This window comes from Paenibacillus sp. FSL R5-0490, assembly GCF_001956215.1.
Classification (GTDB): Bacteria; Bacillota; Bacilli; order Bacillales; family Cytobacillaceae; genus Cytobacillus.
Genome location: NZ_MRTQ01000024.1, coordinates 1 through 18,020, shown reverse-complemented (window position 1 = coordinate 18,020; position 18,020 = coordinate 1). Strand labels below are relative to the sequence as shown.

22 protein-coding genes are annotated in these 18,020 nt (G+C 42.7%); 5 read left to right on the top strand and 17 right to left on the bottom strand.

Features of this window, described 5'->3' with window-relative positions:
• Positions 1 to 6: 6 nt before the first annotated feature.
• Positions 7 to 471, bottom strand: coding sequence for a hypothetical protein (locus BK139_RS18420; protein WP_076261682.1), 465 nt, complete (start codon positions 469 to 471; stop codon positions 7 to 9).
• Between the two features lie 99 nt (positions 472 to 570).
• On the opposite strand from BK139_RS18420, the gene BK139_RS24120 reads away from it, so the two are divergent.
• Positions 571 to 744, top strand: coding sequence for a hypothetical protein (locus tag BK139_RS24120; RefSeq protein WP_175609157.1), 174 nt, complete (start codon positions 571 to 573; stop codon positions 742 to 744).
• Between the two features lie 5 nt (positions 745 to 749).
• Here BK139_RS24120 and trhO read toward each other — a convergent pair whose 3' ends face one another.
• From trhO to BK139_RS18405, 3 genes are all read right to left on the bottom strand, one after another.
• Positions 750 to 1,700, bottom strand: coding sequence for an oxygen-dependent tRNA uridine(34) hydroxylase TrhO (gene trhO, locus BK139_RS18415; protein WP_076261680.1), 951 nt, complete (start codon positions 1,698 to 1,700; stop codon positions 750 to 752).
• A 134-nt stretch (positions 1,701 to 1,834) separates the two neighbouring features.
• A complete protein-coding gene (locus BK139_RS18410) occupies positions 1,835 to 2,860 on the bottom strand; it encodes a DUF2332 domain-containing protein (protein ID WP_076261678.1) in 1,026 nt (341 codons plus the stop codon).
• A complete protein-coding gene (locus BK139_RS18405; protein WP_076261676.1) occupies positions 2,847 to 3,437 on the bottom strand; it encodes a histidine phosphatase family protein in 591 nt (196 codons plus the stop codon). The genes BK139_RS18410 and BK139_RS18405 overlap by 14 nt, the downstream gene beginning before the upstream one ends.
• Before the next feature lie 67 nt (positions 3,438 to 3,504).
• On the opposite strand from BK139_RS18405, the gene BK139_RS24115 reads away from it, so the two are divergent.
• On the top strand, positions 3,505 to 3,645 hold the full coding sequence (locus BK139_RS24115; RefSeq protein WP_175609156.1) for a hypothetical protein: 141 nt from the start codon (positions 3,505 to 3,507) through the stop codon (positions 3,643 to 3,645).
• Positions 3,646 to 3,696: 51 nt separating this feature from the next.
• Here the strand turns inward: BK139_RS24115 and BK139_RS18400 are convergent, their stop codons facing one another.
• The 10 genes from BK139_RS18400 to BK139_RS18365 all read right to left on the bottom strand — a co-directional run bounded on the left by BK139_RS18400 (position 3,697) and on the right by BK139_RS18365 (position 12,029).
• Positions 3,697 to 4,254, bottom strand: a complete 558-nt coding sequence (locus BK139_RS18400) for a GNAT family N-acetyltransferase (protein WP_076261674.1) — start codon at positions 4,252 to 4,254, stop codon at positions 3,697 to 3,699.
• A gap of 17 nt (positions 4,255 to 4,271) precedes the next feature.
• Positions 4,272 to 5,018 carry a class I SAM-dependent methyltransferase gene (locus BK139_RS18395; protein WP_076261672.1) on the bottom strand — a complete coding sequence of 249 codons (747 nt, stop codon included), beginning with the start codon at positions 5,016 to 5,018 and terminating at the stop codon, positions 4,272 to 4,274.
• Between the two features lie 11 nt (positions 5,019 to 5,029).
• Complete coding sequence (locus tag BK139_RS18390; protein ID WP_076261670.1) at positions 5,030 to 5,488, bottom strand: GNAT family N-acetyltransferase; 459 nt, start codon at positions 5,486 to 5,488, stop codon at positions 5,030 to 5,032.
• Between the two features lie 15 nt (positions 5,489 to 5,503).
• Complete coding sequence (locus tag BK139_RS18385; protein ID WP_076261667.1) at positions 5,504 to 6,163, bottom strand: hypothetical protein; 660 nt, start codon at positions 6,161 to 6,163, stop codon at positions 5,504 to 5,506.
• Between the two features lie 13 nt (positions 6,164 to 6,176).
• The gene (locus BK139_RS24110; protein WP_175609155.1) at positions 6,177 to 6,329 is read right to left on the bottom strand and encodes a glycine zipper domain-containing protein; all 153 of its coding nucleotides are present in this window, start codon (positions 6,327 to 6,329) and stop codon (positions 6,177 to 6,179) included.
• 90 nt (positions 6,330 to 6,419) lie between these two features.
• Positions 6,420 to 6,941 (bottom strand): DinB family protein, encoded by a 522-nt coding sequence (locus tag BK139_RS18380; protein ID WP_076261664.1) that lies wholly within the window; start codon positions 6,939 to 6,941, stop codon positions 6,420 to 6,422.
• Positions 6,942 to 7,020: 79 nt separating this feature from the next.
• On the bottom strand, positions 7,021 to 8,181 hold the full coding sequence (locus BK139_RS18375; RefSeq protein ID WP_076261662.1) for a pyridoxal-phosphate-dependent aminotransferase family protein: 1,161 nt from the start codon (positions 8,179 to 8,181) through the stop codon (positions 7,021 to 7,023).
• A 74-nt stretch (positions 8,182 to 8,255) separates the two neighbouring features.
• On the bottom strand, positions 8,256 to 8,378 hold the full coding sequence (locus BK139_RS24445) for a hypothetical protein (protein ID WP_286149051.1): 123 nt from the start codon (positions 8,376 to 8,378) through the stop codon (positions 8,256 to 8,258).
• Between the two features lie 95 nt (positions 8,379 to 8,473).
• A complete protein-coding gene (gene cysI, locus BK139_RS18370) occupies positions 8,474 to 10,195 on the bottom strand; it encodes an assimilatory sulfite reductase (NADPH) hemoprotein subunit (protein WP_076261660.1) in 1,722 nt (573 codons plus the stop codon).
• Between the two features lie 25 nt (positions 10,196 to 10,220).
• A complete protein-coding gene (locus BK139_RS18365; protein WP_076261657.1) occupies positions 10,221 to 12,029 on the bottom strand; it encodes an assimilatory sulfite reductase (NADPH) flavoprotein subunit in 1,809 nt (602 codons plus the stop codon).
• A 196-nt stretch (positions 12,030 to 12,225) separates the two neighbouring features.
• On the opposite strand from BK139_RS18365, the gene BK139_RS18360 reads away from it, so the two are divergent.
• Together BK139_RS18360 and BK139_RS18355 are read left to right on the top strand one after the other, a co-directional pair.
• Complete coding sequence (locus tag BK139_RS18360) at positions 12,226 to 13,116, top strand: LysR family transcriptional regulator (protein ID WP_076261655.1); 891 nt, start codon at positions 12,226 to 12,228, stop codon at positions 13,114 to 13,116.
• 315 nt (positions 13,117 to 13,431) lie between these two features.
• On the top strand, positions 13,432 to 13,641 hold the full coding sequence (locus BK139_RS18355) for a methionine aminopeptidase (protein ID WP_076261652.1): 210 nt from the start codon (positions 13,432 to 13,434) through the stop codon (positions 13,639 to 13,641).
• Positions 13,642 to 13,686: 45 nt separating this feature from the next.
• Here the strand turns inward: BK139_RS18355 and BK139_RS18350 are convergent, their stop codons facing one another.
• On the bottom strand, positions 13,687 to 14,865 hold the full coding sequence (locus BK139_RS18350) for a M20 family metallopeptidase (RefSeq protein WP_076261649.1): 1,179 nt from the start codon (positions 14,863 to 14,865) through the stop codon (positions 13,687 to 13,689).
• Between the two features lie 85 nt (positions 14,866 to 14,950).
• On the bottom strand, positions 14,951 to 15,466 hold the full coding sequence (locus BK139_RS18345) for a YbaK/EbsC family protein (protein WP_076261646.1): 516 nt from the start codon (positions 15,464 to 15,466) through the stop codon (positions 14,951 to 14,953).
• Between the two features lie 194 nt (positions 15,467 to 15,660).
• Here BK139_RS18345 and BK139_RS18340 point away from each other — a divergent pair, with 194 nt between their 5' ends.
• Positions 15,661 to 16,770: an aromatic acid exporter family protein gene (locus tag BK139_RS18340; RefSeq protein ID WP_076261644.1), complete on the top strand. Its 1,110-nt coding sequence runs from the start codon at positions 15,661 to 15,663 to the stop codon at positions 16,768 to 16,770.
• 37 nt (positions 16,771 to 16,807) lie between these two features.
• Here the strand turns inward: BK139_RS18340 and BK139_RS18335 are convergent, their stop codons facing one another.
• The gene (locus tag BK139_RS18335; RefSeq protein ID WP_076261642.1) at positions 16,808 to 17,869 is read right to left on the bottom strand and encodes an SDR family oxidoreductase; all 1,062 of its coding nucleotides are present in this window, start codon (positions 17,867 to 17,869) and stop codon (positions 16,808 to 16,810) included.
• Between the last annotated feature and the right edge of the window lie 151 nt (positions 17,870 to 18,020).

The following is an 18,020-nucleotide window of genomic DNA, read 5'->3' as shown; positions in this document are numbered from 1 at the left end:
CATCAATTATTTAAGTTCCCCTTCCAGCCGGATAATCCATTTATAAAATACCACCACTAATAGAAGGAGAATGGGGTCAAGTATTGCCGCATGCCATAATCTCCACCAGCCATAGCGAAAATACCCCCAGGGTTCCGGCAATAAGGTGAGAACTTCATACAGCAAAATAGCCACTACACAGAAAAAGATATAAGAAAAACGTTTAATAAGATCTCCTTTAAAAGGATACCAGTTCAGAAACATCATATTCACCGGGGGCAACAGCGCAATGTGCGCCAAGAGCCCTCCCCAATTGGGTTCCTTGTTAAAATACCAATATCCCCAATATTTAAACTCGACCATAACATCAAAGGTCATCTGAAGTGATATGGTAAATGTCCATATATGTAAAATTTGGTTTTTCGTCAAACGTTTATTTGTTTTAAAGGCAACGAAATTAAAAAGAATGATGGCAACCAGCAGTCCAATCATAGCAAAATCCTTTTTATTTGTTAATGTCTCTTAAATGGCTTTGTTTATTCTTGATTTGGTAACATTAATCATAATAACTGTGATTAAAACGAGAATTTAATGGAGCCCTCATTACTTTCAATGTTTCTTCCGGCCATTCAGAAGCTTCCTTATGACCGGCCGCTGACAAGGGATCAATTGATTACCCGGGATTTTTTAATCAGTAAGAATGGAGATTTGGTTGAATTTTCCTATAAAAAAAGAGCAGTTTCCATAAAGGAAAATCTGCTCTAATCATCTTATGCTTTTATTTTTTCTAATCTTTCTTCCACATCTGCCTCTGAAAGGCCGTGCTCAGCAATATAACGGTTCCGTTGATCCGTGCGGCATTCATCAGAACAGCTGCGCATGTATTTATGCTCGTTTTCTTCAGAGCAAAGGATTTTTTTATTGCAGGCAGGATTTGCACAGTTGACGTAGCGTTCACAAGGCTCGCCTGTGAAGTAGTCCTTACCAACGACTACATGCTCCTTTTGGTTAACGGGAATACCAATGCGATCATCGAAAACATAAAGCTGGCCATCCCAGAGCTGCCCCTGTACCTCAGGGTCTTTTCCATATGTGACAATTCCTCCGTGAAGCTGGGCTACATCTTCAAAGCCTTCTTTTACAAGCCAGCCGGAGAACTTTTCACAGCGGATGCCGCCTGTGCAATACGTAATGATCTTTTTATCGCCAAGCAATTCTTTATTTTCACGGACCCAGTTTGGCAGATCGCGGAAGTTTTCAATATCCGGCCTGATCGCTCCTCTGAAGTGTCCAAGATCATATTCATAATCATTTCGTGCATCCAGCACAATCGTGTCTTCATCCTGAAGTCTTTCGTAGAACTCTTTTGGCTCAAGGTATTTGCCTGTAATCTCGTTCGGGTTCACATCGTCTTCAAGGCGAAGGGTTACAAGCTCGGGGCGTGCACGAACCTTCATCTTAGGAAATGCATGTCCATCTGCTTCATCTATTTTGAAAACCATCTCCGCAAAGCGCGGATCCTGCTTCATCGCTTCCATATAGCGGTCGGTCTGTTCCACTGGTCCGGATACAGTCCCATTAATTCCTTCATTCGCAACAAGAATACGCCCTTTAAGGCCCAGCTCATTGCAGAATGCTTTATGCTCCCTTGCGAACTCTTCAGGGTCCTCAATTGGAACATACATGTAGTAAAGTAATACTCTGTACGGTTTTTGACTCATTTGTATTTCCACCTATCACTTAATATTTGCAAGATATATCTGTTAATAGGTTAAAACAATATATACTTACCTAGATAAGTATAACAGATGATGTCAAGTTTCAAAATTTTCGGAGAGCGAAAGATTAATGGAATCTAATTCAATTCCCATGTAAACCACTTTCCATGCCCTTCTGTTTGGCTGGCCAGTTTCTTGTATTCTGCAGCATGCAAATAATAATCTAGATGCAGATTCCGGTCCTGGATATTGTTATAAATATGAAAGATATCCCTCATGCGTCCGCTTGCTTTTATTTTTGCAAGCAGATTCTCTTTTACTTCTGGCTGCATTTGATTGGCCACATGTGTGTGGAATACACAGACTGAATGTTCTTCAGGTATAGCTTCAATCAAACTTGGCAGAAGCTCAACACCATCTCCTTCTATAAGGGAGATTGGATTTCCCCTTACACATTGGGCAGCTTTTTCGAATAGAGTTCTTCTCTCCTCATGTTCAGGCCAGATAAGTGATTTCAGCCACAAAAAATCTTCCCCGATATTCAAGTCATTTATATGAAGATCAACCCCAACTCTTGAAGCAACCGGCGGCATTTCTTCAGAAAAAATCGGGATATGGCCCCCCTTGATTTCAGAGGATAAATGAACGTTTGCGTTTGGATGCCCGTATGTTTCTCCTGTTCCATAAGAGTAGCTGTATTTATCCCAAAGAAGCTGGAGTCCGGCGCTGGTTCCGATTTCAATCAGGGCCAGCGGCTTTTTGGTTTGCTGGTAAATGTAATCGAATACTGGGTATAAGTAAGCACAGCGCCTTACTTCATTCGTCTGAACTATTCTTGTTTGTACTATCTCTTTAATTTCTTGTGAATACAGCCTGCAGAAATCTTTAAAGCTTTGGAAGGAATCCTGGGGGGTTCTTGGATCCTCCACTATACTAGGATAGAATTCCTTAAGTACATGCTCTTTCCCTTGTAACAGCAGATAATGAATGGCTCCAAAAAACAAATTTGGCACAGGCTGGCCGTCTCTCGCTTCTGATGCCAAAACCAGCAATTCCTCATCCTCCGCAATCTTGTAAGACAAGAACTCATATAGATCGCTTGATCCGTGGCACTCATATTGTCCAAAATTCTTAAATTTCGATGGTAGGTTAGGTATTAACATTTTCATCCCCTCCGAAATGAACGTAAGTATCTGTGTTCCAATGCTTTAAACCTGTTTTCCTCTTACCGGTCCATCCGGCTTTTTGAAGTTCCCCCGCAATTAACAGGTTAAAAAAACCGTGTCCCGCGAGAACAGCAGAATGATGTTCTTTTGCAATTGAGGTTAATAATAATGATGCTTGCTTTGCCCGAAGCTTTGCATCCCTATATGATTCACACCCCTGCGAATAGCCGCATATCCAAAGTAACCTTAATACCAGTGCCCAGGTTTTGGGCCTTAATTTCAGTCCCGGCAAATTACTTGCAGGAATGGGCAATTCAGCTTCACTGAATATTGGATCTGCATGAATCTTTGCGAAGGGATTTATGCATTTAGCGGACTCGATAGACCTCTTCAGATTACTTGTAAGTATTAAAGATGCTGAAACCCCTTTTTCCAGAGCATCTGAAGGACAAACTTCATCTTCAAGAATCCCTAAACGGTTATACGTTTCAACCCATTTCTTAAATTCACGGCTATTCAGGCGGTGGTCTTCTATATGCGCTGACCTGCCATGTCTGATTAGTGTAATTTCCATTTAATAACCCCAAAAATATATATTTATTTCCTTTATGGATAATTTAATTAACATGGAGGTGAAGACCATGCGGGAACAAGAATATCCAAACGTAAAACTCGGCGGCAAAAAGGTGCACGAAAAGGGAAATGGCGGAGACCAGGTTCGCGGACATGAAAAGGAAAATAAAAACGGCACATTTAATACAAATCCTAAATCTGATCTATAACCTTAACGCGGGACACCCCCATATTGAATGGCGGGTGTCTTTGAAAATTATCTAAGCCCAATCCCTTTTTCTAATGGTGTAATGGAGAAACAGTTCTCCATCAATCTCTATTTCGCCAGCAAGCTTGAAGCCGCATTTTTGCAGAACTCTATTGGAACTGGCATTGCTGGTTAATGCAACAGCATTTATTGTTTCAAGAGCCGTTTTTTCAAAAAGAAAATCTATTAGCCCTTTTGCTGCAAGGGTGGAATAACCTTTATTCCGGCAGTGCTTCGAGATGGCATAGCCAATTTCCCTGTTCGGTTCTGGCAGTTCGTCCTTTATTCCTGTATTGCAAAAGCCAATAAACTCTCCAGTTTCCTTAAGAACAATTCCCAAATTCAAAAAGCCGGCATCTTTCAGATCTGGCATTGAGGACTTGAATTTTTCATTCGCCGGTATTTCATAATTCTCCATCCAGTCCACCCGCTGCCCTAGCGTAGCCTGTGCACCTGGAATAAACTCATAAACTTCCGGCTGGGAAGTAATTTCATAGAGTGCCTGGACGTCCTCCATCCGGTATTCCCTAAGGATTACTTCACCACAATCAATTATGATTTCTTTCAGCATTTTTTCATCTCCACATGCTATAACTTTCTGCATTTAATAATAAAAACAGCGGGTAAAGCTTTGGTTTTTTCATAGGAATACCATCGATTGGCATGCCGCTGAACATCTTCCTCAGTAAGACTTACATCTTCAATTACCCTTTCAATCGCAAACCCGTTTTCTATTAGTAGATTGATATATGTACTTAATTTATATTGCTGCATAATGGCAGGCTGGTTCCATGCAATGTGCTGATAGGGGCCTTCTTCATGATAGGATTTATCCATAATTAATACTCCATTTTCAGCCTTAATCCGGTTATACAAGGGATGCTCCCAGCTGAAAATAAACATCCCGCCTGATTTAAGATAGGAATGAACGTTTTTCAGCGTCTCTTCTAAATTCGTGGTCCAGCCAATCGCATAAATGGAAAAAACGGCATCGAAATAATCAGCAGGGATTCCGGGATTTTGTTCCATCGGGGATTCAAACAGCTTTACTTTTGAGGAAGAATTTTTCAAGAGTTCCTTGGCAGCATCGATTTGACGGGACGATAAATCCAATCCCCATAATTCACCTGCTCCCCGCTGGTCCAAATACTTTAGGGAATGCCCGCTGCCGCAGCCAATCTCCAGCATCTTTAAGCTTCGCACATCTCCAAACAAGTGAAGGTCATCTTCAGTTGGTGCCAATGGTCCATATTCAGGAAGCGGATTTCGACCATAAAACCTTTTAGCCGCTTCATCCCAGCTTTTCTTATTTATTTCCAGTGTTTCATTAATCATAAATAACTCCTTTATACTGAAAAATAGTAAACCTCTTCCTCTCCCCATATCTCCCCGGTGGGGGAAAATCCGAAGTTTTTATAAAGTATCCTTGCGTGTTGATTATCTTTATGAACCGTTAAGCGGATTTCCTCGCATTTTGGAATTTTAGTTTTTATCCAGCTGATCATCTCCTCTAATGCAGCCCGGCCATAGCCCCTGCCCTGATACTTCTGATCAATAAAAAAACCGTTTATCCAATACATATTAACTGTATCCGGCTCATAGGCATGCATGATGAAACCAACCATTTTATCATTGTCATAGATTGAGAATGGAATATACTCTACTGCGTCCCCATCTGGTTTAATATAAACCTTGGCAAGTGATACAGCCGCTGAGGGAACGAAATCACGCTGCCATTCTTTTACCTTCATCTGTATGGCTTCTTCCCAGTTATCTCTTGTGACGGGTTTTAATTTAATGGTCATTAGCCTCAGCCCCTCTTACAATTTCCTGCTTTTCTCACCAGCATGAATAATGATGCTTACATAAGCGGCCTCTCCATTTTCAACGTGGTTTTTGATTTTTGACACATCGATCTCTTTCTCAATCCGGACAACCTTAGCTTCGTTAGGGAGCAATTTAACGTTACTAGGTTCACCGCTGTTCATCAGTGAAAGCATCTTTACATCCTCTTCAAATAAATATCTGTCATAAAAGCCGATAGTAAAAGACACTTCTTCATTGCTGTAATTTTCAAATGGCAGCTCACAAGTTCCCTGCAAAGTATCTTCACCAATCATTACAAACTTACATTGACTTTCATCTTTTATATAGGAAACGGCATTGATGCCATTTGCCAGCGTTTTTTGATAAGCCTCTGCCAGAGAAGGAGGCAGAAGGGAAACGATGATGATAACGGTAAAAAATGATCGCAAATGATATTTTTCGAGTGAACGATGAAGCAGGACCATACCCAGCACAAGTAAAAGGAGAATAAATATCCCTGTATAATGAATTCCATCCGCTGAATTAATTGGAATATTTAATATCATAACCCCTGCTTCACCTAGTCGATTTTGATGCGGAAAAGGGAAGTTTAAAGCCATGGAAATAACGATTAAGACAATTGATGTCAAAAAGAGCTTTTTGTTTTTGATCAAGGCAGCTCCTCCTTTACTTCTTTTCTGAGGATCCAAACGATGCCCCAAAAGCAACTCCCATGGCAATGCCCAAAGCCCAATTTTCAAAGAGCATTCCAAAAACTAATCCTAGAGACAGACCAAATGCCATTCCGCTTCCTGAAAGACCCCAGTTCATTTTTTTCATCCATTAAACCGCCTTTAAATGTTTTACCTTATATACGATCTAATGAAAGTTTAGTTTCATATTTTTGGAAAAAAGGAGGCGGTTATCTTATCATCTCTGAGCTGCCAGCTGTCTTTTTAACACCCGGATTTGCCCCCGATGGCTGATTTCATCCTCCATAACGTGATACCAGAACCAATAGTTGTTGAAAGGGACTCCATTGCTCCACTTTCCTTCTTCATATAGCCAGCTATCCCGTTTGGATGCTAAAAGTTTTAACGTTTTCTCTCTAATTGCCGATAGTTCCTCCAAGTAAAATTCCAGAGGATGATGATTAAATTCATTCCTTGCTTTCTCACCCAATTCATACGCCGCAGCCCATTTAGAATATTCTTCATCGTTAAGATCTCTATTCTCAAAAGTAATGATTTGGTGAACATATTCAACAAAAGCAATATGCTTCAAAAGTGATCCTATTGAATTACTGTTTTCATCGGGAAGAAAATCCAGCTCATTTTGTGTCAAGCCAGCAACATCTTTAAGCGTCACAGACCTGGTATGTTCAAGCATTGAAACAAGTTCTCCTATTTTTTCATCATAGCCCTTCACATGTTTAATTCGATAATCGATCACTTTTAAATTCTCCATTCTTCTTTTTTCAGGGAAAAGACTGCCGGGTAGGCAGTCTAGTTAATGGGTTCTTCATTGATTATTACGCAACAGGCATTGCAAGCTCTCTAAACGTAGTAACCGCTTTTTGGATATCTGCTTCAAAGCCCAGTTCTTTCGTGGTTTCACCGATTCGTATAACTGCTTGTTCAAGCATGTCTTCAGTCGTATTTCCCATATGGCCGATTCGGAATGCTTTTCCTGCCAGATGAGCCAGGGCTCCGGCAACAATGACTCCTTTTTTCGCAAGAGAGGCCCGGAATTCAGCATCATCCATACCTTTAGGGTAAAGAATGCAGCTGAGAGTTGCTGCAGCGGCATTTTCATCAGCAATTGCCTTCATTCCATATTCAGCAAGCGCAGCCCGGACAGCTTTGCCGTATGCTTCATGACGCTTATAGCGATGCTCCATTCCCTCTGCTAACACCAGCCTCATTCCCTCATCATAGGCATAAATCAAATTCACTGGAGGTGTAGCAAAGTATTTTTGCGGGTCCTGCATAATAGGAATCCAATTATAAATATCGCAATAATAGGCAGGAACCCGTTCCATTTGTTGGCGGGCAGCCAATGCTGTCTCATTGAATGCGACAACAGCGAGTCCTGGCGGCACACCAATCGCCTTCTGCGAGCCAGTTAAAACGACATCAATTTTTCCGCCGTCATATGACTTGCTCATATCCTCTTCTATCGCTGCGGTCGCACAGACTCCATCCAGAATCACAAGTGCCCCATGCTTTTTAATGATTGGCACCAGGGAATTCAGGTCAGCCGCAACACCTGTTGATGTATCAGCATGGGTTAACGTCACCGCTTTATAGGAATGAGATGCAAGTTTTTCCTCGACTGCTGCGGGGTCCACCTGTTTACCCCATTCGGATTGAATGATATCTGCCTGGATTCCGAACGCCCTGGCTAAATGCAGGAAACGATCACCGAAAAAGCCCTGGCTAATAATCAATAGCCGTTCTCCTGCTGCTACCGTGTTCACCAGAGCAATTTCCATCGCAATCGTCCCGGAGCCAGAAATGACAAACACTTCTCCATCCGTTTTCAGCATCTCCCTCGTTTTCTCTATCGCACTCTTATAAACAGCGGCAAACCTCGGATCCGTATGCCCCCTTGTCTCCTGTGACATCGCCTCATAAATCGAATCCACAACAGGTGTAGGTCCTGGAATCAAAAGCATTTCCTCATTTGGCATGATAATCCTCCTTTGGTTGTTTGCAGATATCTAAATGTTTCGACATTTTATTTTAAAAACCTTTATTCTTATCATCAATTGATATAATTCATATTTTCTGTTCTTGTATCCTCCGGTGTTGGGTAGTTCCATAGATTTGAGTAGTCGTGCAGCTGCTTGTGAATCTTAAGAGGAATATCACGCCGTTTTACAATCATTTTTTCACTCACATTCTATATTAATCCTGTTTGGATTGTTTATCGAACTTGAGCAAAAAAAAAGACAGGGCACCAGCCCCATCTTTCCTCAAGCCTCAATTATGAAAATTAGTTCCGTCTGTTGTCGCTTCAATAATTCCTGCACGGATCACGAAGTCGCCAAAATGCTCGCCGTCCTGACGTTCGCGCGCATAGCGTGGCAGAATGACGCGCAGCTCGTTCAGGATTTCTTCTTCTCCGATGTTTTCGCGGTACATTTTGCTGAGCCGGCTTCCGTCAAAGGCTGCGCCAAGATACATATTGTACTTGCCGACCGCCTTGCCAATAAAGCCGATTTCGCCGAGTGCGTGACGCGCACAGCCGTTCGGGCAGCCGGTCATGCGGATCGTGATTTCTTCATTCCGCAAGCCTGCTTCATCAGCGATTTCATCAATTTTATCGATCAATCCAGGCAGATAGCGTTCAGCCTCAGCCATCGCCAATCCACATGTCGGCAGAGCGACACAGGCCATGGATCCGCGGCGAAGTGCACTGTAGCGGCTTCCGTCTGTAAGACCGTATTTTTCAATAAGCGCCTCAATTGCAGACTTATCTTCATCAGCCACACTGCCAATAATCAGGTTCTGATTGGCCGTCAGCCTGAAATCGCCTTTATGAACCCTGGCAATCTCCCGCAATGCTGTTTTCAGCTGATAATCTTCAAAGTCTGCCACACGGCCGCCTTCTATGAACATCGTAAAATGCCATTTTCCCCGGACACCCTTTACCCATCCATAACGGTCCCCGTTGGAATCAAACTTGAAGCCGCGTGCTTCCTCGAGTTTCCAGCCTAAGCGGTTTTCGAGCTCTTCCATAACAGTCTCCAGCCCAAGACGGTCAACTGTATATTTAAAACGGGCATTTTTCCGGACGGAGCGATTTCCGTAATCTCGCTGAATTGTAATCGTCTTTTCAGCCACTTCATAGATTTTATCAGGCGTCACAAAGCCGATGACCTTCGAAAGCTGCGGATAGGTGGCTTTATCTCCATGAGAGAAGCCCATTCCACCGCCAATTGCCACGTTAAAGCCAATCAGCTTGCCATCTTCGACTATCGCAATAAAGCCGAGATCCTGTGAAAAAATATCAATATCATTGGAAGGCGGCACAGCGATCCCAATCTTAAATTTCCGCGGTAAATAAAGCGGGCCATACATCGGTTCAGTCTCTTCATCCACCTCTGGAGAGCCGGCTACTTTTTCTTCATCCAGCCAAATTTCATGATATGCACGTGTACGGGGCAGGAGATCGTTACTTAGCATCTTCGCCAGCTCATACACTTCCTCATGAATTTCAGATTGATCGGGATTGGAGATGCACATGACATTCCGGTTCACATCTCCGCATGCCGCAATCGTATCAAGCATCGTCGAATGGATGGCCTGGATCGTCTTTTTCATATTCCATTTCAGGATTCCATGCATCTGGAAGGTCTGGCGTGTTGTTAATTTGAGAGTGCCGTTGCCATACTTCTCAGCCAGGTCATCCACGACTAGCCATTGCTCCGGTGTTGCGACCCCTCCGGGAAGACGCAGGCGGAGCATAAATTGATAAGCCGGCTCAAGTTTCTGCTTCTGGCGTTCATTCCTGAGATCCCGATCATCCTGCAGATAGCTGCCGTGGTGCTTCATTAGTCTGTTATCATCATCCGGGATCCCGGCGCTGATCCGATCCTGCATAACTTCCGCCAGCGTTCCGCGCAAAAAGTTGCTTCGATCCTTAATTCCCTCAACATCACTTGGAGGTCCGTCCGGTGCTTTTAATTTTGGGTTTACCATGCTGAAAAACTCCTTTCCTTCCAAATCAATATACATCGCGCTGGTAGCGTTTATTTTTCTGCATATCGGCCAGATATTCTGCAGCCTGTTCGCGGCTCATTCCGCCTTCTTTTTCAATAATATCTATGAGTGTGTTATGGACATCATGCGCCATGTTTTTCTCATCGCCGCAGATGTAGACGGTCGCACCTTGCTCGAGCCACTGGAATAGTTCCCTGCTTTTTTCCTGCATTCTATGCTGAACATAAACCTTCTCATCATCATCACGGGAAAAAGCGACATCCAGCTTCGATAAGATTCCATCCTTGAGCCACTTTTGCCATTCAGTCTGATATAGAAAATCGGTTACAAAATGCTGGTCGCCGAAGAATAGCCAGGACTTCCCTTCTGCGCCGCTTTCTTCACGCTCCTGCATAAAGGATCGGAACGGTGCAATTCCTGTTCCAGGACCCACCATAATAATTGGTGTTTCCGGATTTTCAGGCAGCTTAAAGTTTTCATTGTGCTGAATAAATACCGGCAGTGTATCGCCTGGCTGAAGACGCTCCGAACATAAAATGGAGCAGACTCCTTTGCGTTCACGGCCATGGGCATCATAGCGGACTGCACCGATAGTTAAATGTACTTCATCAGGATTCGCCTCAAAGCTGCTGGAAATAGAATATAGACGCGCAGGCATCTTACGCAGTATAGAGACAAACTCCTGTGCCGAACTGCTCCATGGCTTAAAGTCACGGACTAAATCGATTAAATCACGGCCACCGATATAGGATTTCAGCTGATTGCTGTCAGAGGCAAGCTGGTGCAGCTCTTCATTACTGGAAAGCTTTGCAGCCTTTTCCACAAGCGGCTTGGTCAGGACAGTAATCTCAAAGTGGGCCGTAAGCGCTTGTTTTAATGTAACAGTTTCCTCTTTCACTCTGACTGTTTCTTCAGGATCCCAGTTCATTTCAGTTAGAAGCAAGTCAACCAGTTCAGGATCATTTTCCGGATAGACCCCAAGACTGTCACCAGGCTGATACGTCAGTCCTGAACCCTCTAATGAAATCTCAAGATGGCGTGTTTCTTTATTGGAGCCGCGGCCATTGAGATTAATATTCTCCAGCACTTCTGCACGAAACGGATTCGATCGGGAATAAACAGACTCGGCAGGTGCTGCAGCTGAAACTGAAGCTGCTGCAGGAGAAGGACTGCTGCTATCCCCTTCGCTCAATCCGGCTAAAACTGCTTCCGCCCACTCTGCTGCAGGCTCTTCGAAATCAAGATCACAATCTACCCTTGGTGTAATTCTCGTTCCGCCAAGCTCCTCGAGACGTTTATCAAAATCCTTCCCAGTCTGGCAGAAGAATTCATATGAGCTGTCGCCAAGAGCTAAAACTGAATAACGGAAGTCTTCAAGTTTTGGAGCTCTTTTTCCGTGAATGAATTCATGGAATGTTAATGCGTTATCCGGAGGGTCTCCCTCACCATGAGTACTGACGACAATTAACAGGTTTTTGACCTTTTTAAGATTATTAGGCTTAAAATCACTCATGGCTGAAACGTTTACTTGAAAACCTCTCTCCTCAAGCGTTTTCCCGGCTTTTTTTGCCAGATTCTGCGCATTCCCGGTCTGTGATCCAAATAAAATGGTCACTTCCTTTGGAATGGCCGGTGCTGCTGCCGGTGCTGGACGCTCTTCCACTGCAGGGGCAGCCTGCAATGATGAGGACTGTATCGCGGCAAGATACCCGCTCAGCCAGAGGGATTGAGTCTCTGTCAGAGTCGGAAGAAGACGATTCAGGAGCTCTGTCTGCTCCTGGTTAAACGGACTGTTCATTACCTGAAGTTGCAACATGATCCACCTCGCAAACCAGCAGAATAGAGCTGGTTTATTCTTATTTCTTTGAATTTCTTCTTTTCCTATAAAAAAAGTCGGGTTTGTTATTAAAAAAATATATATCTAATACTTTACCGAATGATTTAACATTAGTAAAATAAATATTAATTATCATAACTATTAATATTATTAATTATAAAAGGGTGATATTTTGCATTATGATGCGTTAAAAACTTTCGTCACCTTGGCTGAGGTGAAAAATTTTACAAAGACGGCTGAGCTCCTTCTCATGTCCCAGCCCAGTGTCAGCCTGCACATTAAAAATCTGGAAAAGGAATTTCAGACAAAACTTTTTCAGCGTTCACCAAAATACTTGAAGATTACGCCCAGCGGTGAAATATTATATGACCGGGCCAAGCAGATGATTACCATTTACGAGCAAACCAGGCAGGAAATTTTAGATCAGCAGCATACCATTAAAGGGGATCTGAAAATTGCGGCCAGTTTCACAATAGGGGAATACATCCTTCCTCCTCTTTTGCTTGATTTGCAGAATGAATATCCTGAACTGAATCTCCAGATTACGATTGCCAACACGGAGGAAGTTGTCAAGTCCACACGCTCCCATCATGTCGATATCGGCTTAATTGAAGGCCAGACAAATGAAAAAGAGCTTATTGTGACTCCCTTTCTAGAGGATGAATTATTTATTGTGACCTCCAACCATCATCCCCTGGCACAAAAAGAAGAAGCAACCATTGCTGATCTCCAGGATCAGGCCTGGATCATGAGGGAAAACGGCTCAGGAACCCGGGAATATTTTAACCATGTGGTCAGATCAAATGGCCTTAAGGTGAAATCACTCCTGACGATCTCAAGCAACCAGGGAATAAAAGAAACACTCATCAATGGGCTGGGAATGAGCATTCTATCCGGAAGCGTAGTCGCAAGAGACGTAAAACAAAACAACCTGTCTATCATCAAGATAGAAAATCACGAATTCAAACGCACTTTGTCCTATGTACTTTCTCCCATTATGCAGGAAAAAAGAAATGTCAGCATTTTTATCGAAGCTCTCAGCGAAAAATGGCATTATAATTAATGGCACTGAGTCGGAAGCTGCCCTCGTGTTGGGACTCAAAAATGGAAAAAGTCTGATCGATGTGTCCGAAGTTACTTCAGGTTCAGACTCAACATTGGAAAAACCCGGTCGCTGTGTCCGAAGTTGCCCCAGGTTCAGACTCAAAACCAGAAAAAACTGATCGCTGTGTCCAAAGTTGCTTCAGGTTCATATTTTAAAAAATATGACAAGCTTTTTTCACACTAGTCCCACTTTATGCATATATTATAGTGTCGACGTGTATAATTTCTGTCCATTTTATTCAAAATAAGGAAAAAATGGCTGAGGTGAAAAAAGATGGGATTATTGAATACCTTTAATGAATGGCGCGAAATGAGATATCAGAATCATGTCAATCGCATGAAGGAAGAAAACAAGTGTCCGGACTGTTACGGCAGGGGTTTTTCACTTTATCCGGGGAATGAATTCGCTTATCATGCTAACCAATTTGACTGCCAGGGCTGCAATGGAACCGGACTGTATTCAGAATGGAATAGTTTATCATAATCGAAAGGCCATGATCCATTTGCGGATCATGGCCTTATTTTGAACTTAGGCTAATGCCTTATTCGACTCAAATTCTTCTTTGACCCTTTTTAAAAGCTCCTTATTTGTTAACACTTCATACCCGGTAAGTGCCATTGCCTTTGCTCCAAGGATCATGGCTTCTCTCGCCTGCTCACTCATCGCAGCTTCCCGGAATTCATGTGTATGGCAGGCATATGCCTTATTTGTGATTTTAATATAAGGATGAATGGATGGTGCTGACTGGCTGACATTCCCCATATCAAGTGAACCTGAGCCGTCCTTCTGCTCCATTATTTCCTCTTCATTCACACCCAGAGAAATCAGTTCTTTATTAAATGCTTCTGATAAAGGGCTGTTCGTAACCATATCATCATAAGAAAATTCATAAAAGGACCATTTCATTTGAGCACCCGTCTGCAGGGCTGCCCCTTCAGCACATTTCTTAACCTTTTCGACTAATTCATTTACATATTCACGTTTTGCAGCACGCACATAAAATTGGGCAACTGCATAATCCGGAACAACGTTTGCCGCTTTGCCCCCTTCTGTAATGATGCCATGAATCCTGGCATCAGGCTTGATATGCTGGCGCAAGGCATTTATGCTGTTGAACGTTTGAAGAACAGCATCCAGCGCATTGATTCCCAAATGAGGGCTGGCAGCTGCGTGTGCTGATTTTCCGAAAAACTCAAACTGAATCGCATCCATCGCCAGTGATGAACCGCTCTTCACATAGTTGTCGAGGGGATGAACCATAATCGCTGCATCCAAAGCGTCAAAAATACCCGCTTCAGCCATGGTCACCTTGCCGCCCTTCGTCTCCTCTGCAGGCGTGCCAAAGACAATGACTTTTCCTCCTGTTTCATGAATCACTTTGCTCAGTCCTATGCCTGCAGCGATCCCCATTGTCCCAATAAGATTATGGCCGCATGCATGCCCTACTTCAGGCAATGCATCGTATTCAGACATATATCCTATTGCAGGCCCTTCTTTCCCGCTGTCATAAGTAGCCGTGAAAGCAGTCGGCAAACCGCAAGTGCCAATTTCCACGGTAAAACCATGGTTCTTAAGCTCCTCTGTCAATACTTTGCATGCCTTGTACTCTTCATGCCCCAGTTCGGGATTCTCGCCTATGTAAGTGCTTATTCTATTAAAATCATCTTGAAGTTCATCGATTTGCTTAATAATAAGATTTTTTCCCATATATCTGCTCTCCTAATCCGCCAATCTATATATTTATACATATATAATTATAATAATACATTTCTTTATTATTTTACAGCACGAATTATTTTGTTATTTTCTCCAAAGGCCGTTCAACGATCAGTGCATCTTCCCATTCCTTGCAGACATCCACCCAGGCTTTGGCATCTGAATATGTATTAATTTCATCAGGAGTCAGTTCAATGGCGGAATTACTGTTTCCGCATGCAGGAAAAAGGGTTTCGAATCTGTTCATAGATTCATCCAGATAGACTTCCAGGTCATTCTTCAATCCAAATGGACACACTCCGCCGACAGCATGGCCGGTCTGTTCGAGAACTTCCTCTGATGAAAGCATACGGGCTTTGAATCCGAACGTTTTCCGGAACTTTTTGTTGTCAATTTTCGCGTCACCTGCGGCCACCACAAGAATTGCTTCATTCCCTTCACCCCTGAAGGAAAGCGTTTTGGCAATTTGTGCAGGGCAGACACCGATTGTTTCAGCAGCCTGTTCCACAGTTGCGCTTGAAGAATCAAACTCCATTACATCCTGTTCCCGGTCCCATTTCTTAAAATGGGCTTTCACACTTTCAATTGACACTCGAACTCACCCTTCCCCTTTGTTAAAATCTTATATATATTCATTCTATACTTTATAGTTGTTTATTTTAACATACTATCTGATTATGTCACCGGGGTAATTTCTTTTTGTCAGAAGATTTGCATTTGCTCTTATTAGTTCCTTGCACTAATATAAATTTATATTAAAAACACAGATTTAAATAAGGATTTTTTATGAAACAGACTATTCCATATACATTTATTGGAGGAAGAATTGCCAAAACCGGGCTGGCTGTTTTTATAACAGCTTTTATTTGCCATATCCTGAATTGGCCAGCCATGTTTGCTGTCATAACGGCCATCGTTACGATTGAGCCCACTGTTGCGGATTCCATTCGGAAAGCATATGTCAGGTTTCCGGCTGCAGCTATTGGTGCGGGCTTTGCCGTTTTATTTACGTTCATTTTCGGGGACAGCCCTTACAGTTATGCTTCCGTATCGCTTGCCACAATCATCGTCTGCCATAAACTGAAGCTTCATGACGGGATGCTGGTGGCTACGTTGACTGGTGTTGCTATGATTTCTACCGTTCATGATCATTATTTATCGTCTTTTTTCATTCGATTGGGGACTACCACAACCGGTATTGTCGTTTCCACGGCAGTTAACTTTTTTATCATGCCTCCCAATTACTCAAAATCAATCATAAAAAACATATATGCCTTATACAGACGCTCCGGTGACATTTTACTTAAAAGAGGCATTGAGATTTTTAATTCACAGGAATCTGATGAAAATGTCCGCTCTGATTTCCAAAGACTTATTAAAGATATCGATAAGACTGAAACATTATGCCACTATCAAAAAGCGGAATACAGATATCACCGATTCAGCCGTGAGGATATGCGGGACTTTCATTATGAATATAAAAAACTGACCATCTTAAGGCAAATCACCTATCACACGGGAAACTTGATCTTTCTGGCGCCTGGCCGGCTGGATATTGAGAAGAGCAGGAAAGAGTTCGCCTTGTCAGTCCTTGAGGATTTAAAAGACAGTCTGTATGATCCCTGCTTTCTTATTTCAGAAACCCAGCGTGAAAAAATCAGCCAGATAACACAATGGTTTATTGAGCAAAAACAGCTGGACCCTGCAGGCGGTTTGAGACCCCGCACACACCACCATGTCCAGCCTGAGACAGCTATTCTCTATGAGATTCTCTCGATCCATGACTTAATTGAGGAATTAAATCAAATTCAGATTATGGAAGTTAAACACCGGAAGCTTTTAAAAGCCCCATTAAAGCAGGTGGCCAAAAGGCGGGAAACAGGCATGAATGAATAAAGGAAGACCGGGAATTCAAATCCCCGGTCTTTTTCCATTAAGATGGTATACTCTCTTTCCCCATCAAATATCCTGCTATTATTCTAGTTAAAGCATCACGATCCATTTGCAGCTTGGGAACCCCTGCAGCTGCAAGCAGCTTTTCCGTATTATCTGACGGGAAATCAATGGTCCGCTGGAAATAACTGTGGAAAATGCTCATTGAATCATGAAAAGCCTTTTCTTCATTTGTCATTTCTGCAGATTCTCCAGGGACACACATCTCCAATTCAGAAAAATCCAGTACCTCTTTTACTATTTCATATATATCTGATTGCAAAGGCGGGTTAGGGTTTGTAATATTGTAAATCCCGCCATTCTCTGCATGAATCAAGGCAGCATCCAGTGTGTCAATCACATAATTCACCGGCACAAAATTCTGGGCCACTTCTGGATCCAGATAGATTCTGCAGGTATGGCGGTCCTGTTTTCTTATAGCCCGTTTTTTTAAGATCTTGATGCCTTTTAGAAATCCATATAAGCCAAAGTTTGTATCAGCCTCACCTGTTCTGGAATCACCAATGATAATCCCCGGACGAAGAATAACAATATCCAGTCTTTCCCGGAATGAATATACGAGATGCTCTGCCTCGCATTTGGAAGCTTCATAGGGATTTACAAAATGCCTGTCCGCTGAGTAAAGAGCCTCCGCCCCAGCAGTCTCTGTCCCAACCGTATAGGCGGTGCTGATATATAAAACCTTAGGACAATTTATCTCCAAAGAAAGCTTCAGGACATTTTCTGTTCCGCCCACATTCACTTCAAAAGTCTTATCCCGATCTTTTTCATCGAATGATAGAAGTGCTGCACTATGGTATATTGCATCTATCTTTCCTTTTAATGCAACAGTAAGTTCTCTATTTAATCCAAGATACTCTTCTGTCACATCGCCTTCCAATATATGAATCTGCTTGGAAAAGCCGCTTCCTTCACCCTGCATGAAGGCGTCGAGCCGCTTTCTGCTTCTGACTAGCAAATAAAGTTCATGACCCTGTTCCAAAAGCTTCAATGAAAGCTTTTTCCCCAAAAATCCGTTTGCACCTGTAATAAGTATATTCAAAAAAGAATCACAGCCTTTCTATCTGACATCCCTTTTAAAAACTTTAGCGGGAAATCCAATTAAAAGCAATGGAATGTAAACGCTAGAATAAAGTTGACAGTTTTCGCTTGATTAGATTTTACACTTTTGCTCTATCAGCCTAAAACTTTAG